Annotated in this window: 22 protein-coding genes; 9 read left to right on the forward strand and 13 right to left on the reverse strand. The window is 48.2% G+C overall.

Going from position 1 to position 26343, the window contains the following annotated elements; translation table 11 throughout:
• Positions 1 to 9 precede the first annotated feature (9 nt).
• From purF to aceE, 7 genes are all read right to left on the reverse strand, one after another.
• Positions 10 to 1542, reverse strand: coding sequence for an amidophosphoribosyltransferase (gene purF, locus IE074_RS02595; RefSeq protein ID WP_189383883.1), 1533 nt, complete (start codon positions 1540 to 1542; stop codon positions 10 to 12).
• A gap of 30 nt (positions 1543 to 1572) precedes the next feature.
• The gene (locus IE074_RS02600) at positions 1573 to 2064 is read right to left on the reverse strand and encodes a CvpA family protein (protein ID WP_189383884.1); all 492 of its coding nucleotides are present in this window, start codon (positions 2062 to 2064) and stop codon (positions 1573 to 1575) included.
• A gap of 6 nt (positions 2065 to 2070) precedes the next feature.
• On the reverse strand, positions 2071 to 2988 hold the full coding sequence (locus IE074_RS02605) for an SPOR domain-containing protein (protein WP_229793860.1): 918 nt from the start codon (positions 2986 to 2988) through the stop codon (positions 2071 to 2073).
• 35 nt (positions 2989 to 3023) lie between these two features.
• Positions 3024 to 4319: a bifunctional tetrahydrofolate synthase/dihydrofolate synthase gene (gene folC / locus IE074_RS02610; RefSeq protein WP_189383885.1), complete on the reverse strand. Its 1296-nt coding sequence runs from the start codon at positions 4317 to 4319 to the stop codon at positions 3024 to 3026.
• A gap of 120 nt (positions 4320 to 4439) precedes the next feature.
• Positions 4440 to 6200, reverse strand: a complete 1761-nt coding sequence (gene lpdA / locus IE074_RS02615; RefSeq protein WP_189383886.1) for a dihydrolipoyl dehydrogenase — start codon at positions 6198 to 6200, stop codon at positions 4440 to 4442.
• Between the two features lie 16 nt (positions 6201 to 6216).
• Complete coding sequence (aceF, locus tag IE074_RS02620; RefSeq protein ID WP_189383887.1) at positions 6217 to 7899, reverse strand: dihydrolipoyllysine-residue acetyltransferase; 1683 nt, start codon at positions 7897 to 7899, stop codon at positions 6217 to 6219.
• Between the two features lie 11 nt (positions 7900 to 7910).
• Positions 7911 to 10619 carry a pyruvate dehydrogenase (acetyl-transferring), homodimeric type gene (aceE, locus tag IE074_RS02625; RefSeq protein ID WP_189383888.1) on the reverse strand — a complete coding sequence of 903 codons (2709 nt, stop codon included), beginning with the start codon at positions 10617 to 10619 and terminating at the stop codon, positions 7911 to 7913.
• Between the two features lie 337 nt (positions 10620 to 10956).
• Here aceE and IE074_RS02630 point away from each other — a divergent pair, with 337 nt between their 5' ends.
• Genes IE074_RS02630 through IE074_RS02655 form a run of 6 tightly spaced genes read left to right on the forward strand, consistent with a single transcriptional unit; the run spans position 10957 to position 17726 of the window.
• Positions 10957 to 12690 carry a PAS domain-containing sensor histidine kinase gene (locus tag IE074_RS02630; protein WP_189383889.1) on the forward strand — a complete coding sequence of 578 codons (1734 nt, stop codon included), beginning with the start codon at positions 10957 to 10959 and terminating at the stop codon, positions 12688 to 12690.
• Between the two features lie 15 nt (positions 12691 to 12705).
• A complete protein-coding gene (locus tag IE074_RS02635; RefSeq protein WP_189383890.1) occupies positions 12706 to 13311 on the forward strand; it encodes a response regulator transcription factor in 606 nt (201 codons plus the stop codon).
• Positions 13312 to 13332: 21 nt separating this feature from the next.
• Positions 13333 to 14181 (forward strand): bifunctional methylenetetrahydrofolate dehydrogenase/methenyltetrahydrofolate cyclohydrolase FolD, encoded by an 849-nt coding sequence (gene folD / locus IE074_RS02640; protein ID WP_189383891.1) that lies wholly within the window; start codon positions 13333 to 13335, stop codon positions 14179 to 14181.
• A gap of 13 nt (positions 14182 to 14194) precedes the next feature.
• Complete coding sequence (locus tag IE074_RS02645; RefSeq protein WP_189383892.1) at positions 14195 to 16249, forward strand: M3 family metallopeptidase; 2055 nt, start codon at positions 14195 to 14197, stop codon at positions 16247 to 16249.
• Between the two features lie 22 nt (positions 16250 to 16271).
• A complete protein-coding gene (locus tag IE074_RS02650) occupies positions 16272 to 16889 on the forward strand; it encodes an SCO family protein (RefSeq protein ID WP_189383893.1) in 618 nt (205 codons plus the stop codon).
• Between the two features lie 21 nt (positions 16890 to 16910).
• Positions 16911 to 17726 (forward strand): glutathione S-transferase family protein, encoded by an 816-nt coding sequence (locus IE074_RS02655; protein ID WP_189383894.1) that lies wholly within the window; start codon positions 16911 to 16913, stop codon positions 17724 to 17726.
• Positions 17727 to 17804: 78 nt separating this feature from the next.
• On the opposite strand, the gene IE074_RS02660 is transcribed toward IE074_RS02655, so the two are convergent.
• From IE074_RS02660 to proC, 6 genes are all read right to left on the reverse strand, one after another.
• Entirely contained in the window at positions 17805 to 18506 is a 702-nt protein-coding gene (locus tag IE074_RS02660; protein ID WP_189383895.1) for an ABC transporter ATP-binding protein, read from the reverse strand.
• Positions 18507 to 19274 carry a high-affinity branched-chain amino acid ABC transporter ATP-binding protein LivG gene (livG, locus tag IE074_RS02665; protein ID WP_189383896.1) on the reverse strand — a complete coding sequence of 256 codons (768 nt, stop codon included), beginning with the start codon at positions 19272 to 19274 and terminating at the stop codon, positions 18507 to 18509.
• Positions 19267 to 20499, reverse strand: coding sequence for a high-affinity branched-chain amino acid ABC transporter permease LivM (locus tag IE074_RS02670; RefSeq protein WP_189383897.1), 1233 nt, complete (start codon positions 20497 to 20499; stop codon positions 19267 to 19269). The genes livG and IE074_RS02670 overlap by 8 nt, the downstream gene beginning before the upstream one ends.
• Positions 20499 to 21428, reverse strand: coding sequence for a high-affinity branched-chain amino acid ABC transporter permease LivH (gene livH, locus IE074_RS02675; protein WP_189383898.1), 930 nt, complete (start codon positions 21426 to 21428; stop codon positions 20499 to 20501). The genes IE074_RS02670 and livH overlap by 1 nt, the downstream gene beginning before the upstream one ends.
• An 89-nt stretch (positions 21429 to 21517) precedes the next feature.
• Positions 21518 to 22081 carry a queuosine precursor transporter gene (locus IE074_RS02680; protein ID WP_189383899.1) on the reverse strand — a complete coding sequence of 188 codons (564 nt, stop codon included), beginning with the start codon at positions 22079 to 22081 and terminating at the stop codon, positions 21518 to 21520.
• Complete coding sequence (proC, locus tag IE074_RS02685; RefSeq protein WP_189383900.1) at positions 22081 to 22917, reverse strand: pyrroline-5-carboxylate reductase; 837 nt, start codon at positions 22915 to 22917, stop codon at positions 22081 to 22083. The genes IE074_RS02680 and proC overlap by 1 nt, the downstream gene beginning before the upstream one ends.
• Before the next feature lie 275 nt (positions 22918 to 23192).
• Between proC and ugpB the strand changes: the two genes are divergently transcribed.
• From ugpB to ugpE, 3 genes are all read left to right on the forward strand, one after another.
• Positions 23193 to 24503 (forward strand): sn-glycerol-3-phosphate ABC transporter substrate-binding protein UgpB, encoded by a 1311-nt coding sequence (gene ugpB, locus IE074_RS02690; protein WP_189383901.1) that lies wholly within the window; start codon positions 23193 to 23195, stop codon positions 24501 to 24503.
• 88 nt (positions 24504 to 24591) lie between these two features.
• The gene (ugpA, locus tag IE074_RS02695) at positions 24592 to 25473 is read left to right on the forward strand and encodes a sn-glycerol-3-phosphate ABC transporter permease UgpA (protein WP_189383902.1); all 882 of its coding nucleotides are present in this window, start codon (positions 24592 to 24594) and stop codon (positions 25471 to 25473) included.
• A 24-nt stretch (positions 25474 to 25497) separates the two neighbouring features.
• A complete protein-coding gene (gene ugpE, locus IE074_RS02700) occupies positions 25498 to 26343 on the forward strand; it encodes a sn-glycerol-3-phosphate ABC transporter permease UgpE (RefSeq protein ID WP_189383903.1) in 846 nt (281 codons plus the stop codon).

The raw sequence follows: 26343 nt of genomic DNA on the forward strand, positions 1-26343 counted from the left end.
CAATATGGCCTAATAGTTTGAGCCGTTATTGGCTGCGTAACCCATATTGAACTGCAAACCACCCTGCGGCTCTGTATTGCTGTTCTCTTGGTGACGGGTGTCGTGAAGACGCTTTAAGTAAGCCTCATCGATATCGCCTGTCACATATTTTCCATCAAAGCAAGAAGCCTCATACTGGTTAATATTAGGGTTTAAATCATGAATAGCCTGTTTAAGATCTGCAAGATCCTGATATACCAGGCCGTCAGCTCCAATTTCCTTGGCCACTTCCTCGGGTGTTCTTCCAGTTGCGATCAGGTCATCCTGTGAAGGCATATCAATACCATACACATTTGGATAGCGCACAGCTGGCGCGGCCGATGCAAAATACACTTTATTGGCACCCGCTGCCCTGGCCATATCCACAATCTCACGACTTGTGGTACCACGCACAATAGAATCATCAACAAGCAAAATATTTTTACCCTTGAACTCCATGCTCATGGCGTTCAATTTTTGGCGCACGGATTTTTTACGCACTGCCTGACCGGGCATAATAAACGTCCGCCCCACATAACGGTTCTTGATGAACCCTTCGCGGTATTCCAGCTTAAGATGAGATGCCAGCTCCATGGCGGCAGGCCGTGAGGAATCAGGGATAGGCATAACCACGTCAATATCACTTAAACGCAATTGTTTGGCAACTTTGATCGCCAGATATTCCCCCATTTTTAGTCGGGCGTTATAAACGTTTATCCCATCAATGGTTGAATCAGGCCTGGCAAAGTATACATACTCGAACAGGCAGGGTGTCAAGACAGGGTTTTCAGCACACTGCTGAGAGGTAACGTTCCCGTCAAGATCGATAAAGACCGCCTCACCAGGCTGCACATCACGAACGAAATCAAACCCGATTCCTTCAATGGCAACAGACTCTGAGGCAACGATCCACTCGGTTCCCTGTTCGGACTCTGAACGGCCCAGACATAATGGACGAATGCCAAACGGATCACGAAAAGCCAGCATACCGTAACCGGCAATATGGGCGATAACGGTATAGGCGCCTTTCACACGTTTATGGAGCGCGGACACCGCCTTGAAAATCGTATCAGTATCCAGGGAAATGCCATGCGATGCATTTTGCAATTCATTGGCAAGTACGTTCAGCAGTACTTCGGAATCGGAATTGGTATTGATGTGACGGCGATCCACCTTGAACAGGGATTCGCGCAACTCACGCCAGTTGGTCAGATTGCCGTTATGGGCAAAAGTGATGCCAAACGGTGCATTCACATAGAAAGGCTGCGCCTCTTCAAGGCTGTCACTTGATCCTGCCGTGGGGTAACGCACCTGCCCAATGCCCGAATTGCCGGGCAATGACCGCATGTTACGTGTTCTGAACACGTCCCTGACCAGACCATGCGCTTTGAACATATTAAAGTTATTGCCGTTTGCCGTTGCAATACCTGCAGCATCCTGGCCACGATGCTGCAATAAAAGCAGGCTGTCATATATCAATTGATTAACAGGAGAACGACCGACGATCCCGACTATTCCACACATATTGTGTATACCTATTTTTAACGATGAAAACTACTGATAAGGCAGGTAAGACCCCACATTCTCGGGCAATAACTGCGCAATCTGTTTGATCAGATTGACTGCCGCCCCTGAAAAACGTGCATGTACCCACCATTGCTCCTGGGGAAATGGAGTGTATCCCGCAATAACGACAAGCACAAGGACAATAAGAATGCCCCGCGCCAATCCAAATATAATACCAAGCCCCTGATCTGCCGGACCAAGACCGGTTTTTTCTATTAGTGTTCCAAGAGTCAGGTTAAGCAAACCCACCACCAGCAAAACACCAATGAAGGTCAGACCATAACCAATACCCATGCTTAAAAGGGAATTATCAATAAATGCCTGAAACCAAGGGTACACATGAGGCCCCCACCATGCAGCACCAATAAATGCAACAACATAGGCAATCAATGAGAAAAACTCCTTCAGGAACCCTCTCATTAACCCCAACAGGCCGGACACGGCAACAATGCCCAGCGCGACATAATCAAATTCGGTCACAATGGTTTAATTGGCTGAAATAAACCCGTTATCGTAACCCAGCGTACGCAAACGGGTTTGTGCCGCCTGAGCCGCTTCCCGTGAGTTGAATGGGCCTACGCGAAGACGATATTGCTGTTTGCCATTAACCATGGCACTTTGCACATAAGCATTGGAAACGCCAGAGGCCATTAACTTTTCACGTCTATCCTGTGCATCCTTGGATGAAGAGTAAGAGGCGATTTGAAGGGAGTAATTCCCACTGGTCACCTTGGGAGAGCTTTTGGGCTTGACTGAAGGACTGCGCCCCTCCAGCAAAGCCAGCGCACGGGATCCGTCATCGGTGCGTTCAGCCTCTTTAATGGTAATGCGATTATCGGGTCTTTTTACCTCAGCCGGCCTGGTTCGCTCTGGCTCTTGTTTTTTAACGACTTCTTTAGACTCTGGGGTACGTGCCGGCGTTTGGGTTTCTTGCCCTGTCAGGTTTTGGGTTTCTGTACCGGCTACAATGGCGGTACCCGAAGCAACTGACTCAACAGGCGTGCCTGGTGTTTGTTCGGGAATAATAGCTGTATCAGAGGCAACCGAACCGGTTACCTGAAGATCGCCTGAGACTGTCCCGTCTGTATTGACAAGCTGGGAAGTTGAGGTGCTGCCATTGGACTCGACACCCGGAGCGGTTGTTACCGAAAGGGTTCCAGCTACATTAGCGTCATTGTTACCGCCCGCCACCAAGGGAGCCATAGGCGGCAATTGCTGGATATTAGGAGTATCATTCGTATTAAGAACGGCAGGAACCACGATAATTGCCAAAATAATCAATACAATGGCACCAATCAGCCGGTTGCGAGCCTTGGCTTTAAGCGCCTGCTGCTCTGACTCGCTCATGCGCGTACGAGACCGATGGTGTTGATTCTGGTTATTTTGTGAATTGAACAATCCCATATAAATCCTTGTTGAGCGTTAACTTTACAGCCAACTTACCCTTTATTTAGCTTCTGCATAACGGCAGCCACCGTTACAAATGAACCAAAAACCACAATTCTATCATCGTTGGCCATTTTTTCCCTTGCCGCTTCATACGCGCTTACAGGTGTATCATGGACCGTAACGGTTGGCAAACCGTCTTTATCGGGAGGGAAAAGTGCGGTTACTTTAGTGGCAATATCCTGGCCTGAACGTGCCCGATCGCCAGGCAGACTTGCGCAATACCAATGATCAATGCGCCGCCCCATTTTTTTAATGACCTCCTCACAATCCTTGTCATTCAGCATTCCAATTACACCATGGGTGTATGGAAAATAAGCCATGCCATCAAGATTGTGTGCCAATACTGCAGCGGCGTGCGGATTATGGGCAACATCAAGAATGACGGTAGGCTGGCCTGGCAGGATCTGGAAACGGCCTGGCAAAGATGCCTGCAGCAGACCCTCACGGATAGCCTGAATAGGCACGGCAAGACGGCTACGAAGTGATTCGATCGCCGCCAGCGCTGCAGATGCATTTAACAGCTGGTTTGCCCCCCGCAAAGCAGGATAGGCCAAGGCATTACGGCGTTGGGTACGCCCGGCAAAAGCCCATTGCTGCTTGTCACCTGAATAATTGAAATCTTTGCCGAACAGCCATAAATCCGCGCCTATGCGATTGGCATAATCAAGAAGGGATTGAGGGGGCTCGGGGTCACTGCAAATAGCAGGTTTGCCTGCCCTGAAAATATGCGCCTTTTCGAATCCGATTTCTTCCCGGGTATTACCCAGCCACTGGGTGTGATCAATATTTACGCTGGTAACAATAGAGCAATCGGCATCCACAATATTGACTGCATCAAGCCGACCACCCAGACCCACCTCAAGCACGGCAATATCTACATTATGCTGCTTGAACAACAGCAGTGCCGCCAGCGTTGTGTATTCAAAATAAGTCAGCGTAATCTCTGCGCGCACTTTCTCTATATGGGCCAGTTGTGCAATGATAGACGCATCATCTGCAATGATGCCATTCAAACGGATACGCTCATTGAAATGAAGCAAATGTGGCGATGTGTACATACCCACAGAATAGCCAGCCGCAAGGTAGATGGACTCTAGCATGGCACAGGTTGAGCCCTTGCCGTTAGTGCCACCCACGATAATTTTCACGCCCGACCAATCGATATCCAGGCGTTTGGCCACCTCATTGACACGATCCAGGCCCATATCGATGGAGGTTGAATGAATGGATTCAAGATAAGCCAGCCATTCATCAAGAGAATGCTGTTCAGTAGGTACGGCAGTCATTTCAATATACATAAAAACATAACGGTCAATCCGCCATTTTAAGCGACACCAAGAAAAAACTCTCTTGATTTTCCGTAAAACCGGAAAATAAGAGAGTTTTAATCCTGAAACAAAAAAGAATTATTTGCGTCTGGATGGTGGTAAGTCGGTGCAACTGCCATGAGCCGCTTCCGCTGCCATGCCAATAGACTCACCTAAAGTCGGGTGTGGGTGAATGGTCTTGCCAATATCCACCATATCAGCCCCCATTTCAATCGCCAGTGCCACTTCGCTTATCAGGTCACCCGCATGAGTCCCCACAATGCCACCACCAAGGATACGATGGGTTTGCGCATCAAATATAAGCTTGGTAAACCCTTCATCACGGCCATTGGCAATGGCCCTGCCTGAAGCTGCCCAGGGGAAAAGACCTTTTTCAATCTTGATCCCCTCTTTTTTAGCCTGTTCTTCAGTCAGTCCAACCCAGGCCACTTCAGGGTCTGTGTAGGCAACAGAAGGAATCACCCTGGCATCAAAGAAGCTTTTCTGCCCGGCAATCACTTCGGCAGCCACATGGGCTTCATGAACAGCCTTGTGAGCCAGCATGGGTTGTCCCACCAAATCCCCAATCGCATAAATATGAGGCACATTGGTGCGCATTTGCTGGTCTACCGCAATAAAACCACGGTCGCTAACCTGCACGCCCGCCTTTTCAGCCCCGATTTTGTTACCGTTTGGAGAACGTCCCACTGCCTGCAACACCAAATCGTAGCGTTGCGGCTCTTTGGGCGCGCTTTCACCCTCAAACGTTACCCAAATACCATCCTCTTTTGCTTCGGCGGCCACCGTTTTCGTTTTCAACATAATGTTGTCAAAACGAGGGGCATTCATTTTTTGCCAGACCTTTACCAGATCACGGTCTGCGCCCTGCATTAGGCCATCCTGCATTTCAACCACATCAAGACGGGCACCCAGTGCCGAATACACCGTTCCCATTTCAAGCCCGATGATACCCCCCCCAACAATAAGCATTTTCTTGGGAATAGACTTGAGCTCAAGGGCTCCGGTTGAATCAACAATACGGTGATCATTGGGCAGGAAAGGCAGCTTTACCGACTGGCTTCCGGCAGCAATAATGGCATTTTTAAAAGCCAGCACCTGGGTTGTGCCATCCGGTTTGGTTACGGAAAGGTGGTGACTGTCTGCAAACTCGCCAACACCCGTTATCACAGTCACCTTACGGGCCTTTGCCATACCCGCCAAACCACCGGTCAGCTTGCCGATGACGCTGTCTTTATAACCACGCAGTTTGTCCAGGTCAATAACCGGCTCACCAAAAACAATACCATTGGCGGCCAGGTTCCTGGCTTCTTCCAGCACGGCCACATTATGCAGCAAGGCCTTGGACGGAATGCATCCCACATTCAGGCATACACCACCCAAGGTGGCGTAACGTTCTACAAGCACGACTTTCAGGCCAAGATCTGCGGCACGGAAAGCGGCTGAATAGCCGCCAGGGCCAGCACCCAGCACCAGAACATCGCAGGCATCTTCTGTCATGCCTGCAGAAACGGCTGCCACATTAACGGCAGGTGCCGCTGCGGCAGGTGTTGCCACAGCAAGCGGCGCACTGACCGCAGCCGGCTCGGCTTTTGGCTCAGCAGCGCTGCTTTCAAGGGTTAAAATCACGCTGCCTTGCGCAATCTTGTCACCCAGCTTGATATTAAGCGCCACCACCTTTCCGGCGGCCGGAGAAGGGATTTCCATGGAGGCCTTGTCTGATTCCACGGTGATCAGGCCTTGTTCTTCGGTAATCACATCACCGGGCGCCACCAGGATCTCAATGACTTCCACGCTCTCAAAATCACCAATATCGGGTACTTTGACTTCAATTTGACTCATTTCAAACCCCCTGCCCTTAAATTAATACCCGACGGAAATCCGCCAGCAATGAGGCCAGATAGGCATTGAAACGAGCAGCCAGGGCGCCATCGATAACCCTGTGATCGTAGGATAATGACAGGGGAATCGTCAGACGCGGCTCAAAGGCCTGGCCATTCCAGACAGGTTTGTACGAAGAACGGCATACACCCAGAATGGCCACTTCAGGCGCATTAATGATAGGCGTAAATGAAGTTCCCCCAATGCCACCCAATGAAGAAATGGTAAAACACCCGCCCTGCATCTGTGAGGGAGACAATTTGCCGTCACGGGCCAGTTTGGCCAGTTCTGCCGTTTCCCTGGCGATTTCGGAAATGCTTTTCTTGTCTGCATCTTTAAGAACGGGCACAACCAATCCATTTGGCGTATCAGCAGCAAAACCGATGTGGTAATACTTCTTCATCACCAGCTGGTCGCCATCAAGCGAAGCATTGAATTCCGGGAATTTTTTCAGGGAGGCAACGACCGCCTTGATAATGAATGCCAGCATGGTGAACTTGATACCGGCTTTTTCATTCTCTTTGTTCAGCTTCACCCGAAGCGCTTCCAGTTCGGTAATATCCGCCTCTTCATTATTAGTCACATGAGGAATCATGACCCAGTTGCGATGCAGGTTTGCACCTGATATCTTCTTGATCCGAGACAAGGGTTTGGATTCAACCGGACCAAATTTGGCAAAGTCAATTTTCGGCCAATCCAGAACAGACAAGCCACCGCCAACACTTGAGCTGGTCGTGGTGGAGTGCGTGCTCATGGCAGCCGTCAAGGTTGCCTTCACATACTTGCGAACATCATCCTGTGTAATCCTGCTCTTCTCACCCGTTCCCTTCACCTGCGCAAGATCCACGCCAAGTTCACGTGCAAACTTGCGCACGGAAGGAGAAGCATGGGGCAAGTTGCGGCTTGGCATGGCGGTTGGCGCAAAGGAAGCCGTGGGTGAAACCCTGAATTCGGAAGGAACTGCCGCGGTCTCGTCAATGCGGTCTGAACTGGGCAATTTTGTCATGGTTTCTACGGCTTGGGTCACCTGCACCGGCTGTGCCGGCACAGGTGCGGCAGCGGCTTGTGTCCCGCTGGTGCCAAGCGACAGAATGAGTGAACCCTTGGCAACCTTATCACCCACTTTCACCGCAACAGAAGTTACCGTTCCTGCATGCGAAGACGGGATTTCCATGGAAGCCTTGTCAGATTCCACGGTGATCAGGCTTGACTCAACCTCTACCTTATCACCCACAGACACCAGAACCTCAATGACCTCTACCTCGCTGAAGTCACCGATATCGGGCACGACAACATTTACCATGGACCCTTCCATTGCAGGTGCTGACGGTACCGTTGCCGTGGTTTGGACCGGATCCTGACTGACAGCGACCGAGGGTCCGGGAGCGGCTGCCGGTGCAGCCTGTACAGCGGCATCATCTGCAGCTTCAAGCTCCAGAATGACACTGCCTTCTTTGACTTTATCACCAATTTTGACTTTGAGGCTTTTAACAATACCTGAATCAGAGGACGGAATTTCCATTGAAGCCTTGTCTGATTCAACTGTTACAAGGCTTTGTTCAGCCTCTACCCGATCTCCAACGGCAACCAGCAATTCAATGACTTCAACTTCACTGAAATCTCCGATATCCGGCACTTTAATTTCTAACAATTTACTCATGTCGAAAAACCTTATGCGTGATGTGGGTTGGATTTAGCGGGATTGACATCATACTTTTTAATGGCTTCGGCAAGTTTTGAAGCAGGAATCTTACCTTCGTCAGCAAGTGCTTTCAATGCCGCCAAAACCACGAAATGGCGATCAACCTCAAAGTGCTCTCTTAGCTTGAAGCGGAAGTCTGAGCGACCAAAACCGTCGGTACCCAGCACTTTATAATCACGACCAGCAGGAATAAACTCACGGATCTGATCAGCAAACAGCTTCATGTAATCAGTAGAAGCGATAATCGGACCTACTGATTCTTGCAGTTTGGCAGTAACATAAGGAACTTTTTGTTTTTTGGCGGTTGGATTAAGCAAGTTATAACGATTGCAATCCAGGCCGTCACGACGCAGTTCTGTAAAGCTGGTAACGCTCCATACGTCAGAGCCAATGTCCCAATCCTGCGCAAGCAGTTTCTGCGCTTCAAGCACTTCAAGCAAGATTGTCCCTGAACCCAGCAACTGTACGCGAAGCTCACCCTTATCAGCAGAACGGAACTTGTAAATACCCTTGATAATGCCTTCTTCATCACCAACATGCAGACCTGGTTGGGCATAATTCTCGTTCATTACCGTCAGGTAATAGAAAACGTTTTCCTGATTCTCAACCATGCGTTTCAGGCCGTCTTGCATTATGACAACCAGCTCATGTGCAAAAGCAGGATCATAAGAAACACAATTGGGGATCGTGGAAGACAGGATATGACTATGTCCGTCTTCGTGCTGCAAACCTTCACCATTCAATGTGGTGCGGCCAGCCGTTCCGCCTAACAGGAAACCACGAGCCTGCATGTCGCCGGCAGCCCAGGCAAGATCGCCAATCCGCTGGAATCCAAACATCGAGTAATAAATGAAGAATGGAATCATGATGCGGTTATTGGTGGAATATGAAGTTGCCGCTGCAATCCATGATGCAAAAGCACCCGCTTCGTTAATCCCTTCCTGCAATAACTGACCGTTGGCAGTTTCCTTGTAATACATCACCTGGTTTTTGTCGACAGGAGTATATTTTTGTCCTTCAGGCGCATAAATACCAATCTGGCGGAATAAGCCTTCCATACCAAAAGTGCGTGACTCATCAGCCAGGATAGGCACAATACGGTCACTAATATTCTTGTCCCGGAGTAGCTGGTTTAAGAAACGTACAAATGCCTGTGTGGTTGAAATTTCACGTCCCTCTGCCGTTGGCTCAAGGATTGTGTTGAATTTATCCAGATCGGGCACTTTCAGTTTTTCTTCTGCCACCGCTCTTCGGGCTGGTAAATAACCACCCAGTTTCTGGCGCTGCTCCCTAAGATATTTCATTTCTGCCGAATCTTCAGAAGGTTTGAAATATGGCAAATCGGCCAATTTTTCATCTGGGATGGGAATATTGAAACGATCACGGAATTCGCGAATGGAATCGAGATCCAGTTTTTTCTGCTGGTGAGCAGGGTTTTTACCTTGCGCAACGTGACCCAGGCCGTATCCTTTAATGGTTTTGGCCAGAATAACGGTTGGTTGACCTTTGGTTTTAACCGCAGCATCAAAGGCGGCATACACCTTGTTGGGATCATGGCCACCACGATTAAGGCGCCAGATCTCCTGATCGCTCATACGGCTGACCATATCCAGCAATTTGGGATGCTTGCCAAAGAAATGTTCACGCACATAGGCACCGTCATTGGCTTTATACGCCTGGTATTCTCCATCAACGGTTTCTTCCATGACACGACGCAAAATACCTTCTTTATCACGGGCCAGCAACGGGTCCCAATAACCGCCCCAAATCAGCTTGATGACATTCCAGCCACTGCCGCGGAAATCTCCTTCCAGTTCCTGGATGATTTTGCCATTACCGCGCACAGGGCCGTCAAGACGCTGCAGGTTGCAGTTGATCACAAAAATAAGGTTATCCAGTTTTTCACGGGCAGCCAGACTGATGGCACCCAGGGATTCCGGTTCATCCATTTCGCCATCACCACAAAACACCCATACCTTGCGATTGCTGGTATCTGCAATACCGCGCGCATGTAAATATTTAAGGAAACGTGCCTGATAGATGGCCATTAACGGACCAAGACCCATTGATACCGTTGGGAACTGCCAGAAATTGGGCATTAATTTGGGGTGGGGATATGAAGACAAACCCTTGCCACCCACTTCCTGACGAAAATTATCCAGTTGCTCTTCAGTGAGGCGACCTTCAAGATAAGCCCTACCGTAAACGCCCGGTGAGGAATGTCCCTGGAAGTACACCAGGTCACCACCACGATCGGCAGTTTCACCATGCCAGAAATGGTTCTGGCCACACCCAATCATCGTGGCAAGGGAAGCAAACGAGGCAATGTGGCCACCCAGATCACCACCATCAACGGGCTCATGGCTGTTGGCCTTTACCACCATGGCCATCGCGTTCCAGCGTACGTACGAACGGATTCGTTCTTCAAGGGCCAGGTTGCCCGGATTTGGCGGTTCCAGTCCGGGAGGAATGGTATTTACATAAGCGGTATGTGGGGAAAACGGGATGTTCGATCCTGAACGACGGGCCAAATCAATCAGTTTTTCCAGTATAAAGTGCGCTCTTTCCGGACCTTCGCGGTCCAGAACGGCTTCAAGCGCCTCAAGCCATTCTTGCGTTTCAACTGCATCAACATCAGCGATTTGTGCAATTTGTTGTTTGAGATCAGGCGATGACATCGTTTTCTCCTGTTAAGATTTGCTGTCTGCAAATCACTTATTTTCTAATGTTGTTCTGCTCCAATTAAAGCACACTGTACCTTAAAAGCAGAATACGGCAATGCATACCACCAACATATTCTGTGGCCAAATATTAATAATGCGATCTCTATTCTATGAGACAGCCAGCATTCACACAAGCTAAATTTTATATAATGATATATGTTTTCACATTATGAAAAATAAAAAGGTTTTTTACGACAACATTAAAATTTTACCTGGTGAAGCAAAACCAGTATCATAGGTAAATGTCTCAATTACAATACCCATTTACCTTAAAGAGTTTTTTGTAACACCAATGTCTGACTTGCCCAATAAATCCCTACTTGCTTCGTCGTTTTACGACAATGCGAAAATAACTAAAAAAGGCCTTTATTGGATTACACCCGTATTTGTGCTTGTCTTGTATTTGCTAGTCATGACCGGCTTTTTCTGGCTACAGCAAATACACAAAGAAAGTGTCATGTTTGTCACCGTAGATGAAGAAACCAAGCAGGAACGCCTGATGTTCTTTGTCATGGCGCTTTCTTTCATTATCATCATCAGCTTGTTGGCTTTATGGCGTTACACACGGTTTCGTTCCAATGCAGAAGCCGCCCTGCTGGCAGAAACCAGCTTTCGGCGGGCCATGGAAAACTCCATGTCAACGGGTATGCGTGTTCTGGATATGCAAGGTCGGATTGCCTATGTGAATCCCGCTTTCTGCCGAATGATGGGATGGAATGAAGCCGATCTGTTGGGAAAAAGCATTCCTTATCCCTATTGGGTGCCCGGAAAGTATGACGAACACCAGCGAATTCTGGATATTCTCATGTCAGGCAAAACCCCCAGCACCGGACTGGAAGTTGAAGCACAGCGACGCGATGGTTCACGGTTTACCTCGCGCATGTATGTATCTCCCTTGCGGGACCCCAACGGAGAGCAAATCGGCTGGATGACCTCAATGACTGACATTACAGAGCCAAAGCGGGTTAGGGAAGCCCTGACTGCCGCCCATGAACGCTTCATGACCGTACTTGAAGGGCTTGATGACGCCATTTCGGTTGTGGCAGATACACCAGCTGGGCTTGAGCTTTTATTTGCAAACCGTACCTACCGCCGTCTTTTTGGTTCCCAACCCAACGGTCACAGCGAACTTATGGGCGGACGTCGCGGTCGATTCAGCGGCGTAACCATAGAGCAGTATGCTCCCTCGGCAGACTGCTGGTTTGAAGTGCATCACCGCATGCTCATCTGGACTGATGGCAGAAAAGTACGCATGCAGGTTGCCCGGGATATTACCGAAAGGCGCAAGCACGAAGAAGACTCACGTATCCAGCAGGAAAAAATCCAGCTTACCAGCCGGTTAACCACCATGGGCGAAATGGCCTCTTCCCTTGCGCATGAGCTCAATCAGCCCCTGACTGCCATAGCCAACTACAACATGGCTATTGTAGCCATGATTAAATCGGGCAACATCTCGCAGGAAAAACTCCTGTCCGCCCTTGAAAAGTCAGCCAGTCAGGCTGAACGCGCCGGAAAAATCATCAGTCGCATCCGTGAGTTTGTCAAACGAAGCGAACCACGCCGTCAAAGCACGCCTGTTGCCAAAATCATCGATAACACGCTGGACCTTGCCGACATTGATGCCCGCAAGCGCAGAATCAAAATCGAGGCCAATGTCCCTGAAGACCTGCCGAATGTTCTGGCGGATCCGATTCTTATTGAGCAAGTATTGCTTAATCTGGTGAAAAACGGCCTCGAGGCCATGGCTAATAGCGAAGCCGACACCCTTTACGTAAACGCCTACCTGCATGACAAACAAATTGAGGTCCGGGTGGTTGACCGTGGTCACGGCCTGAAAGAACCCGAGCGTTTATTTGAACCATTCTTCAGCACAAAATCAGAGGGGCTAGGTATGGGACTTAATATTTGCAGAACAATTATTGAATCTCACCATGGAAGGCTCTGGGCTGAAGCAAACCCCGAAGGCGGAACCATATTCCGCTTTTTACTACCCTGTGCTCCAAAAGAGCAACACCAAGAACAATGATTAAAGGACAAAACTATGACAACAGATAATTGCACAATTTTTATCGTCGATGATGACGAGGCAGTCAGAGATTCGTTACGCTGGTTACTCGAGGCCAATGGCTATCAGGTTCAGGCTTTTGAAAGCGGGGAACAATTCCTTGAAAGCTATGACTCATCGATAGTAAGCGTTCTGATTGCAGACGTGCGCATGCCTGGCATGACGGGACTGGAGCTGCAGGAAGAACTGATCAAGCGCAATGCCCCACTTCCAATTGTCTTCATCACCGGCCACGGTGATGTTCCAATGGCTGTTTCAACCATGAAGAAAGGTGCTGTCGATTTTCTTGAAAAACCGTTCAATGAAGCCGATTTGCGTGAAGTCATTGCCCACATGGTGTTGCAGGCACAAGACAAGGCTTCCATTGCGGAACAGCAAAAAAATCATCAGGCACTGCTTGCCCGTCTTACCTCACGGGAACAGCAAGTACTGGGTCGTATTGTCGCCGGCAGGCTTAACAAACAAATTGCCGATGACCTGAATATCAGCATTAAAACCGTAGAAGCCCACCGGGCAAATATTATGGAAAAACTCGAAGTAACCACTGTCGCTGACTTAATGAAAGTGGCATTGGCAAAGTAATTAAATCGCAAGGACATTTGAATGACTGCTCGCATTATTGACGGAAAAAAACTCGCCGAAACAATCAAACTGAATCTGGCTGATCGCATCAACGCACTTAAGGAAAAGGATATTATTCCAGGCCTTACCGTGATTCTGGTTGGTGATGACCCGGCTTCCCAGGTTTATGTCAGGAACAAGGCCAATACATTCACCAAGCTTGGCCTTAACTCTTCGGTAGAGCAATACCCGGCAAGCCTAAGCGAAGAAGCGCTCTGCAACCGGATTCGCGAACTTAATAACGATCCATCCGTTCACGGCATTCTGGTTCAACTGCCCTTGCCTGCCAACCTTGATGCCAACAAGGTGATTGAAACCATAAGCCCTGAAAAAGACGTTGATGGATTCCACATCAGCAATGCCGGTGCCCTAATGACTGGGCGTCCCCTGTTCATTCCGTGCACTCCTTATGGTGTCATGAAAATGCTTGAATCGGAAAAGGTTGAACTTCGTGGCGCTGAAGCAGTCGTAATAGGTGCCAGTAACATTGTTGGCAAACCCATGGCGCTGTTATTGCAAAAAGCAGGCGCCACCGTAACTATCTGCAACTCAAAAACCAAAGACCTGGCAGCACATACCCGACGAGCCGATGTCCTGGTGGTGGCAACCGGTCGCGCAGAAATGATTACCGGTGACATGATCAAACCGGGTGCCATTGTCATTGATGTCGGCATTAACCGTGGTTCAGATGGTAAACTCAAGGGCGATGTAGAATTTTCTTCTGCCAAAGAGGTTGCCGGTGCAATTACCCCTGTACCCGGCGGCGTTGGCCCCATGACCATTGTCATGCTGCTGGTGAACACCATCGAAGCAGCAGAACGTAAACTTTAATTTAGAAGAGTCCATGAATAGCAATCCCTTATTAGCCCCCTTATCCGAACTCATTGATTACAGCGCCATTCAGCCCTCACACCTGGCGCCGGCATTGAACAGCCTGCTGGACGACACCCGTCTTGCCATTAATGAAATTGTTGAAAGGGTAAAAGAGCCAACCTGGGATTCATTCATAGAGCCTTTGGAATCTGACACTGCCCGCTTGTGGCGGGCATGGTCGGTGGCCGGTCATTTGAATTCGGTTGTTAACACACCTGAATTACGTGATGCATATAATGAAATGCTACCCAAAATGACCGAGTTTTCAACCTGGATCGGCCTTAACAAAGACCTGTACCAGCAATACCTGAAAATTTCAAAAAGCGACGCATTCAATAGCTTCACCCCTACCCGCAAACGCATCATTGAACTGGCGCTGCGCAATTTCCGGCTTAGTGGCGTAGAGCTTGAGGGTGAAAACAAAGAACGATATGCCCAAATCAGTGAACAAATCGCATTAACCTCACAAAAATTCTCAGAAAACTCCCTGGATGCCGTTGATTCATGGGAATTTATCGTAACCGATGAAAAAGAACTGGATGGTTTGCCACAAGACGCCATTAATGCGGCCAGACAAACCGCTCAGGCAGAAAACAAAGACGGCTGGAAATTCACGCTTAAAATGCCGTCATACCTGCCTGTCATGCAATATGCCAAAAGCCAGGGCTTGCGTGAAAAACTCTATCGTGGTTACGCCACTATTGCCTCAGAGCAAGGTGCCCCCCAATACGACAACTCTTCAAATATAGAAAAACTGCTGGCACTTAGAACTGAAGAAGCCCACTTGCTGGGCTATGGGGATTTTGCCCAAATGCGACTTGAAACCCGCATGGCTGACAATTCCGCCCAGGTTGTGGACTTCCTGCGTAATCTGGCCTCAAAAGCCAAACCCTTCGCGGAAAAAGACGTGGAAGCACTTAAGCAATTTGCCAGCCAGTCATTGGGCCTGAATGAACTGCAACCCTGGGATTATGCCTATGTCTCAGAACAACTGCGCAAGTCCCGTTATGCTTACTCTGATGAAGAAGTTAAACAGTATCTGCCAGAGCCCAGAGTGTTGGATGGACTATTTTATGTTATTGGCACCCTGTTCAATGTTGAGCTTGTTCCATTCAAGGCGCCTGTCTGGCACGAAAGCGTAGCCACCTATGCCGTCAAGGAAAACAACGAACTTATTGGTTATTTGTATACCGATCTTTATGCCCGTGCAGGCAAACAAAGTGGAGCATGGGTAGATAGCGAGCGAACCCGCCACTTGCATGGCGAGAATCTGCAGACCCCGGTGGTTTATTTGACCTGCAATTTCCCTCCACCACAAGACAATAAACCCGCCTTGCTTACTCATGATGACGTCATCACCCTGTTTCATGAGTCGGGTCATGCCCTGCATGCGCTGCTTTCCAAAGTTGATGAGCCAGCAGCCTCTCCATTCGCAAGCGTTGAATGGGATGCCATAGAATTGCCATCCCAATTCATGGAAAACTTCTGCTGGGAATGGTCTGTCCTGCAAAAGCTGTCAGGTCACTGGGAAACCCAGGAACCTTTGCCCGAATCTTTATACCAGAAAATGCTGGCAGCAAAAAACTATCAAAGTGGCATGCAAACCGTACGCCAGATAGAATTTGCCCTGTTTGACATGCTTTTGCATCAACGTACCCGTCAAACCTCTATTGCCGATGTGCTTTCGCTGCTTAATGAAGTGCGTAAAGAAGTGGCCGTTATCATACCTCCCGCATGGCACCGTTTCCCGCATAATTTTTCCCACTTGTTTGCAGGCGGCTATGGGGCCGGTTATTACAGCTATAAATGGGCAGAGGTGCTTTCATCTGACGCCTATGGACTGTTTGAAGAAAACGCCCTTGACAATAATGGTACGCTTAATCCCGTCATCGGCAATAAATTCAGGCAGGAAATCCTGGCTGTTGGCGGTTCCCGTCCTGCGGCAGAATCCTTCAAAGCGTTCCGTGGTCGCGAGCCTAGCCCCGAAGCGCTGTTACGGCATTGCGGCATGACTGAAGCAGCCTGATATAATTTTGGTATCCAGCATAATGATCAAGAAAACCCTGCTTTCATCAGTCTTGGCGCTTGCCTTGCTGCATTCTGTTCCTGCCTTGGCGCAGGAACAGTCACAAGCCAAGCCAAGCGTGATTTATAAAATCACAGGCCGCCTGCCTGATTTGAAATTCAGTTTAAACGGTGCACAAGACAAGACTATTACAGAGAATGACGTCAAGGGTAAAGTTGTGCTTTTGTTTTTTGGGTATGCCAGCTGCCCAGACATCTGCCCCACCACTATGGCGCAGTTATCGGCAGTCAAAAGCATGCTTGGCGAACATGCCAACAATATCCAGATTATCTTTCTTAGCGTAGACCCGCATCGGGATACGCCTGAAGTTTTACAGGCTTACGTTGACGCCTTTGATAATGGCGCCATTGGCCTGACCGGCACCGAAAAACAAATTGCTGATATTGCACGTCGCTATCGTGTCGCTTACCAAATAGAAAAACCCCAACCAGGCAGCGATCCCAATAATTACGAAGTCATGCATGCACGCGGAATATACATCTTTGATGCCAATGGAAAAGTCCAGTTTCTGGCTTCAGACAGTGAAGAGCCAGAAATGATAATTGATAAAATCCGCGATATCCTGCCATCGTCCTCTTAACTTTCTAAACCGGAGTCTATTATGATCACTATTCATCTCCTGGAGTCTTCAAGATCTTTTCGTATCGTCTGGCTTTTGGAAGAGTTGGGGCTTTCATACCAAATAAAGCATCACCGCAGAAACACGGAAACATCAGAAGCGGAAACGTCACTGCAGGACATCCATCAACTGGGCGTTGCGCCCGTACTTGATGATAATGGCTTAACCCTGATTGAATCTGGCGCAATTATCGAATACCTGCTTAACCACTATGATCGCAGTGGGTTACGCCCACCCGTCGCCTCTGCCGATTACAACCAATACTCCCTGTGGATGCATTTTGCCGAAGGCTCACTCATGCCTGCATTGTCCAAGCATCAGGCCTTGCTGAAATTGGGTACTACACGCGTGCCATTTTTTGCCCGTTCCATTCTCAAGAAGGCCGTTAATGGCAGCATCCATGCAAATGTCCTTCCGGAAATTGAAAAAAAACTTAATTTCATTGATAGTGAATTAGGCCAACATGGCTGGTTCTGTGGCAGCCAGTTTACTGCCGCAGACATTCAGATGTGCTACCCATTAGAGCTGGCCGAAGCCCGTGGCTGCATTACCGCAGAGATGCAAAACATTCAATCCTTTCTGAGTGCGGTGCAAGAAAGACCTGCCTATAGAATTGCCAAAGAAAAATCAGGCAATGTCACCTTGTCTCTGGGTCATTCCCTGGATGGACATGAGGAAAGCGATGAAAATATCGAAAACAGCAGAATGTCTACCGATAGCAACCGGACAAACTACAATGGTGATCAGGCTAACGATGATGAGGGACTTGTCTTGAACAAACCCCAACCCAAAGAATAGTGTAGCCAGTTGATTTTCCTGATAAAAACCTGCTTACCTTATCGGGCAAGCAGGTTTTTTTTCAGTCGTGCATTTAAATTAATGCCCCAAATAAGCCTTACGTACATCATCGTTAACCAACAGGTTGGCACCTGTATCGGAAAGGACCACCTTGCCAGTTTCCAGTACATACCCCCGGTCAGCAAGCTGCAAAGCCTTGTTGGCATTTTGCTCCACCAGGAAAACGGTCACACCTTCATCACGGATAGTTCTGATAATTTCAAAAATCTGGGCAATAATCAAGGGTGCCAAACCCAGCGTAGGCTCATCAAGGAGCAATAATCGTGGTTTACTCATTAATGCCCGACCAATAGCGAGCATTTGCTGCTCTCCTCCCGACATAGTCCCGGAACGCTGATTGGCACGCTCCTTAAGCCGGGGAAACAACTTAAAGACATGATCCAACCCCTCTTCAATTTCCTGGGGTTTAAGATAAAAACCACCCATTTTCAGGTTCTCAACAACTGTCATGTCAGGAAAAACACGCCTGCCTTCAGGTGAGATGGCAATGCCCTTTTGCATGATTTTATGTGTGGATTCGTTGGTAATATCCTCATCAAGAAAGGTAATAGAACCACTTCTGGCTCGTGGATTACCGCAGACCGTCATAAGCAAAGTTGTTTTACCGGCGCCATTTGCCCCAATCAAGGTGACGATTTCGCCCTGATTGACCTCAACACTTACTTCATCCAAGGCCTGGATTGCACCGTAAAAAGTACTCACCCTTTCCAGTTTTAACACTTATTCTTCTCCCAGATAGGCTTTAATAACACGCGGATCGGCTCTAACGATCTCGGGTTTATCGGTCACAATAGGTTTACCATGCTCCATGACCAGAATGCGGTCGGAAATACCCATGATCAAACTCATATCATGTTCAATTAAAAGAACAGACATATCAAAATCATTGCGTAACTGATTAATTAAATCTGCCAGATCTTTTTTCTCTTGCGGATTCAATCCAGCGGCAGGTTCATCAAGTAAAAGCAAACGAGGGTTGGTAATCATGCAGCGCGCAATTTCAAGGCGACGCTGGTGCCCATAGGCTAAATTACCGGCCTCACGGTTGGCAAATTGACGCAAACCCATGAAATCCAGCCACTTGACCGCATTATTTAATGCTTGCCTTTCGGAACGGCGATAAGAAGGCAAATTGAGCAAACCCGGTAACAGGCTGGATTTGATTTGTGTATGTTGTGCCACCAGCAGGTTTTCCAGAACCGTAAGATGCTTGAACAGACGCACATTCTGGAAAGTGCGGACCAGACCATGCCGGGCAACCTTATGGCTTGGATAACCGGCAATTGCCTTGCCATTAAGCGTGATGCTACCAGCCGTAGGTTTATAAAAACCGCTGACACAATTAAAAACGGTGGTTTTACCGGCTCCGTTAGGGCCAATAATGGCAAAAATCTCATTTTTGCTTACATCAAAACTTACTGAATCAACTGCCAGCAACCCGCCAAACTGCATCATCAAGCCATTAACGCTTAATATTTTTTCACTCATTGGGAATCTCCACTTGCGGACGTTTTACCGGCAGCAAGCCTTGCGGGCGCCATACCATCATTAACACCATGACCAAACCAAAAATCAACATCCTGTACTCGGCAAATTGACGCGCCAATTCTGGCAATACGGTTAATATAATGGCCGCCAGAATGACACCTATTTGCGAACCCATTCCGCCCAACACCACAATTGCCAAAATAAGCGCAGACTCAATAAAGGTGAATGACTCGGGGTTGACAAGACCCTGACGGGCCGCAAAAAACGCACCACCCAGACCGGCAAAAGTCGCACCCAGGGTAAAAGCTGACAGCTTGATTCGGGTAGGATTCAAGCCCAATGAGCGACAGGCAATTTCATCTTCCCGCAAGGCTTCCCAGGCCCGACCTATTGGCATGCGAACCAGCCTATTGGACACAATAAGCGTAACAAAGGCCAATACCAGTGCCATCAGGTACAGGTAAATAATCACATCCATCGTACTGAACTTCCAGCCCATTAACTGATGAAAGGTTTGCGCGCCTTCCACAGAGGCCTTGCGTGTCATTTCATACCCAAATACGGTTGGCTTTGGTATACCCGAAATACCATCGGGACCACCGGTAAATCCGTACAGATTAATTAATAACAGGCGGATAATTTCACCAAACCCCAGCGTAACAATTGCCAGGTAATCACCCCGCAGACGCAAGACCGGAAAGCCCAGCAGGAAACCGAAAAAAGCCGACATGATCCCGGCGACAGGTAAAGCCTCCCAGAAGCCCCAGCCTGCCCAATGATACAGCAAGGCATAAGTGTAAGCGCCAACAGCATAAAACCCTACGAAACCCAAATCCAGCAAGCCGGCAAAACCAACAACAATGTTAAGGCCAAGCGCAAGCATGACGTAAATAAGCACCAGCGTGGCAATATCCACTTGACTGCGGCCACTGAAAAATGGCCATATAACGGCCACAACAAAAACCAGACCCATCAACAGGGTACTGGATTTTGGGTTAAGTGAGGGGACTCTGGGCAGGTTAAAACGAACGCCTGGTCTTTTTTTGAATATGTAAGGTTTTAATAATTGAACCACGAACACCATGACCACCCCCCACAGCACAATGCTCCAGTGCGGAATGATCTCGGTGTTGATGCCCTTTCGTTCAAGCTGAAGCCCGAAAATGGGGACAATCATGATACCTGTTAAAAGGGCTGCAAAAAATGCACTTTTTATATTTTTCATTACACTTTTTCCACTTCGGGTTTACCCAACAAACCACTGGGCCTGAACAGCAAAATGAAAATCAGCAGGCCAAAGGCAACAATATCTTTGTATTGGGAAGACAAATAAGCCGCGGCCATGGTTTCGGCCACACCTAATAAAAATCCACCCAGGATGGCGCCGGGTATGCTGCCAATTCCACCCAGCACAGCTGCCGTAAATGCTTTGATGCCAGCAATAAATCCGATAAAAGGATTAAGCTTGCCAATGGTAAGGGCAATAAGAACCCCCCCAACAGCTGCCAGCATGGCCCCCAGAATAAAAGTAAAGGAAATGACTTTGTTGGTATCAATACCCAACAGATTCGCCATGTGCATATCCTGGGAACAGGCACGCGAAGCCCTACCCATTTTTGAGTTCTTGATGTAAAAAGTCAGGCCAACCATGAGAAAGAAAACCACGGTGATAATAAGCAATCTGGCGTAAGTGACCGTTACCGTAAAGTCCGAGGCGCCAACGGTAAACTGCAAGGCACCCGGAATGAGACTGGGAACGGCCATATCACGAGAACCCTGACCAATGGCCACCCAGTTCTGCAAAAATATGGACATGCCAATTGCCGTAATAAGCGCGACCAGCCTTGGCCCACCCCGTACTGGCCGATAGGCGATTCTTTCTACCGAGTAACCATAAACCGCCGTTACCGCCACCGCAATCAGGACCATGCAAAGAATGGTAATGGGAACAGGAACACCACTATTGACGCCAATGGCAGATAACGTCACCAGGCCAACATACCCACCAATCATGTAAATTTCACCATGGGCAAAGTTGATCATGCCTATGATGCCGTACACCATGGTGTAGCCAATTGCAATTAATGCATAAATGGCACCCAGCGACAAGCCGTTAAACAGCTGCTGGATAAACTGAGGTAAGAACTCTTGCATTTTTTTCTCGTTATACCAATAAAAGGGATTCCCAGAAGGATAGACAAAATCCGTTTCCGGGTAAAGTCCTGAAAACCATTAGAAAAACATTAAATCGTACAGTTTTTAGGCTTGCCAATATTCCACATGAGCATTCTGAATGGCAGCAGTAAACATATGCTAACCAGCAGTTTCACCACCATATCACCCAGTGCCAGTGAAACCCAGGGTACAGCAGTACCGGCAAACGCAAGGCCGAAGAAGAGAAAAGTGTCAATGACCGATGCCAAGGCACCCGCTATGAAGGGAGCCTTCCACCAGCTTAACAAACGCATTTTGTCAAAAATGAAAATGTCTCCAAGCTGCGCAAACAAAAAGGCAGTGCCAGAAGCAATCGCAATGCGGGCATCAGCCAGTAGATATGAAGCAATAATGGCAGCCACAAAACCCACCAGCACTATTTTTCTGGCCACCTGCGGACCAAAACGCCGGTTAAGCAAATCAGTAACCAGAAAAGAAACCGGATACGTTAATGCTCCCCAGGTAAGCCATTCATTAATATGAAATTGTGGTTGGACCAGTACATTGGAAGCAACCACGATAAGACACATGAGCGCAATGGAAAGCAAAGCCTGCAAAGACGATATTTGATCAAAATAACCGTTTTTATTCATTAGGATTTACCCAATTCCCTGGACATTTCAACAGCCCTGTCAGAGGCGGCTTGCATGGCCTGTTTAACCGTCTCCCTGAATTTGTGCTGTTCAAACACCGCCAGTGCCGCAGCAGTGGTGCCTCCTTTTGAGGTCACGTTTTCACGCAAGGTAGCGGGTTCCTGGTCTGAAACTGCGGCAAGCGCGGCAGAACCCAGGATAGTTTCAATCGCCAGCTTCTTGGCCTGATTGTTATCAAGCCCCAAAGCCCTGGCGCCATCCACCAGGGCCTCTATTAACAGGAACACATAGGCCGGACCACTTCCTGAAAGAGCCGTGACGCCATCCAACAGGTTTTCCTCCTGAACCCGGACAACCGAACCAATTGAGGACATAATTTGTTCTGCAAGCAACACGTCTTTTTCATCCAGTGATGGCATTGCATACATACCCGTAACCCCTTTGCCAATTAAAGCAGGTGTATTGGGCATAACCCGAACAAGGCCGGGCCAGGGCTTGGCCGGAGAACCCAGCCACCCACAAAGGGATTGCGTATTCAGTCCCGCGGCAATGCTGATAACCAGGGTACCTTGACGCAAATGGATTTTGCTGCTTTCAATGGCTTCATGCATGTTTTGTGGCTTAACCGCGTAAATCCATATGTTGCACTGCGCAAGTTCCTTGGTTACCTGACTGCTTGCCTTAACACCTTTACCAAGCCAGCGCTCATGGCCTGCCGTGTTGATATCAATTACCAGAATGTCTTTCGCCTGGCAAACAGTGCCAATCATGCCACTGGCCATGGCCATGGCCATATTGCCTCCGCCTATAAAGGCGATTTTGGTATTTTGTTTCATGGAGAAAATTTACTTTATGAGAAAAGACCGGTTTAAAAAGGTATCAAATCTGAACCAAACGCTAACCGGACATAAGAAAGATGCTGTGATTTTATTACCAATTCAGGAAGGATTTAACAATCCTGCCATTTTAGTGTGATTTTATAAGGCTTGCAAAACTTCTGTATTGGTTATAAATTCACCATATTGTAATAAACGAGTCATATTATCTTTGCTTTACTTCTGAAGTAACTATTCCAAAAGAATGCAGTTATTAAATAACCGGAGAAAGTAACATGCAAATCAAGAAATCTGCAATGATCCTGGGCAGTATTTTTGCCCTGACCAGCTTCAGCACCCACGCCGCGACAGAAATCACTTTCTGGCACTCTATGGAAGGTCCTCTTGGCGAACGGGTTAATGAAATCGTCGATAATTTCAATCAAAAGCAATCCGACTACAAAATCAAGCCCACCTACAAAGGTGCCTACGGCGAATCCATGAATGCAGGCATTGCGGCATACCGTGCCGGCCAGGCACCGGACATTATACAAGTCTTCGAGGTAGGTACGGCCACCATGATGTTTTCCAAAGGCGCTATCAAACCCATCCAGGAAATGTCTGAAGAGGTGGGCAACCCGATTGACCCGAAAAACTTCGTGCCCGGCATTGCAGGTTATTACTCCGAACCAAACGGCAAATTGGCTTCCATGCCTTTTAACAGCTCCACACCGGTATTCTATTACAACAAGGACATGTTTGAAAAAGCAGGTCTTGATCCCAACTCTCCCCCAAAAACTTATGCCCAAATAAATGAAGCGGCCAAAAAACTCAAGGAAGCGGGTATTGAATGTGGTTATACAACCGCCTGGCCGTCATGGGTATTAATTGAAAATTTCTCTGCCCTGCATAACTTGCCCTATGCAAGCAAAAACAACGGTTTCGATGGCCTTGATGCCCGTATAGAACTCACTAAAAACGGCTTTGTCAAACATTTCACTTTCCTGAACCAAATGGCCAAAGACGGTACATTTACTTATGGTGGACGTGGTGATGCCGCCAACGCCCTGTTTTCTTCAGGTAAATGCGCCATGTTTACAGGTTCAAGTGGTTCACGCGCCAACTTCAGTAAAAATGCGCCATTCAAATTTGGCATTTCCACCTTGCCTTACTATGATGACGTTCCTGGTGCGCCACAAAACAGCGTCATTGGTGGTGCTTCATTGTGGGTTTTCAACAATAAATCTCCCGAAGTCAATAAAGGCATTACCGAATTCTTCCAATATATCGCATCTCCTGAAGTGGCTGCCAAGTGGCACCAGGACACCGGATATGTTCCTGTGGTCAAAGCCGCCTATGAGCTTACCAAGGCTTCGGGTTTCTATGACAAGAATCCGGGTACCGATGTTCCTTTCATTCAGTTGAACGTAGAAACCACCAATGAATCCCGCGGTGTTCGCCTGGGCTTCCTGCCGCAAATCCGCGATATCCAGGACGCCGAGATGGAAAACATCTTTGCCCAGAAAGTCTCTGTTGAAGAAGGCCTGGAAAACATGCAGAAACGCGCCAATGAACTGTTGCAGCGTTTCGAAAACAGCAATAAGTAATCTGCGCTTACCTGCGTAAACAGCGAGCAAGTAAAATATGTATGCTCGCTGTTTTTCACTCCTTTAAATACCAAGATCAAGAGGCATAATGGAAAAACGTGTCGTTTTCAATCATAAGTTATTGCCCTATCTCCTGCTTGCGCCCCAACTTCTGATTACGGTGATATTCTTTTTCCTGCCTGCCGGACAGGCGATTTGGCAATCATTTTTCATAGAATCCGCTTTTGGCGGAGACCAGCAATTTGTAGGTCTCGACAACTACACGGCTCTTTTCAACAACCCTTATTACTTTGACTCATTTAAAGTCACCTTTGTTTTTTCAATAGCGGTTGCCGTTACCGGTTTATCTGTTTCACTGCTGCTGGCCGTTATGGCCGATCGGGTTATTAAAGGGGCCATGCTGTACAAAACCATGCTGATCTGGCCCTATGCCGTAGCACCTGCAGTAGTGGGTGTACTTTGGGCATTCCTGTTTTCGCCTGCCGTAGGCACATTGGCTGTTTACCTGACTCATATGGGCCTGGACTGGAACCCACGACTGGACTCTACTGATGCAATGGCCCTGGTCGTCATGGCTGCTGTTTGGAAGCAGATTTCCTACAATTTCCTGTTCTTCCTGGCTGGCCTGCAATCCATTCCCAGATCCCTCATTGAGGCAGCCGCCATTGATGGCGCCTCACCTGCCCGCCGCTTCTGGACAATTGTTTTCCCACTATTATCACCAACGACCTTTTTTCTACTGGTCATTAACATGGTTTACGCTTTTTTTGAAACCTTCGCCATTATTGACACTACCACACAAGGCGGCCCTGGCAGCTCAACCAACATTTTAGTCTACAACGTCTATAAAACGGCTTTCAAATCATTTGATTATGGCTCTTCCGGCGCACAATCCGTCATTCTTATGTTTATTGTCATTTTGCTGACGATCGTTCAATTTCGATACGTTGACCGCAAGGTGCAATACTAATCAAGCCCAATAAAGGAATTCATCATGATTGAACGTCGCCCCTGGCTTGATCTTCTGGCTCACCTGATCCTGGTTTTGGGTTTGCTCATTGTTGCCTTCCCGCTTTACGTCGCATTTGTTGCTTCTACCCAAACAGCCCGTGAAGTGGCCAATGCGCCTATTTCCCTGCTTCCTGGCACACACTTTATCGAGAACTACACCCAGGTACTCTTTACGGGCAGCTCTGTGCAAACCACCCCGGTTGGCAATATGCTCTGGGTGTCTTTTGCTATTGCCATGATCATCTCTATTGGCAAAATCAGCATTTCCATGTTATCGGCGTTTGCCGTGGTGTATTTTCGTTTCCCTTTTAGAATGCTTTGTTTCTGGATGATTTTCATCACCCTGATGCTCCCAGTAGAAGTGCGTATTTCCCCCACCTTCGAAGTAGTTGCCGGCTTAGGACTGACCAACTCATACGCAGGACTTACCTTGCCACTTATTGCCTCCGCAACCGCCACATTTCTATTCAGGCAATTTTTTCTTACAGTCCCTGATGAGCTGGTAGAGGCCGCCCGTATTGATGGAGCAGGCCCCATCCGCTTTTTCAAGGACATTCTGTTTCCCTTATCCAAAACCAGTATTGCCGCCCTTTTCGTGATTCAGTTCACCTATGGCTGGAACCAATACTTATGGCCACTGGTGATGAAAACATCTGAAGATATGACACCAATTGTGGTGGGTATTAAAACCATGATTGGGGGTGGTGACAGCGTAACCGAATGGAACCTGGTCATGGCAACCGCCCTGCTCGCCATGGTCCCTCCGGGACTGGTGGTTGTACTCATGCAAAAATGGTTTGTCAAAGGCTTGGTAGACTCGGAAAAATAA

This window comes from Advenella faeciporci (genome assembly GCF_014652395.1).
GTDB lineage: Bacteria > Pseudomonadota > Gammaproteobacteria > Burkholderiales > Burkholderiaceae_B > Advenella > Advenella faeciporci.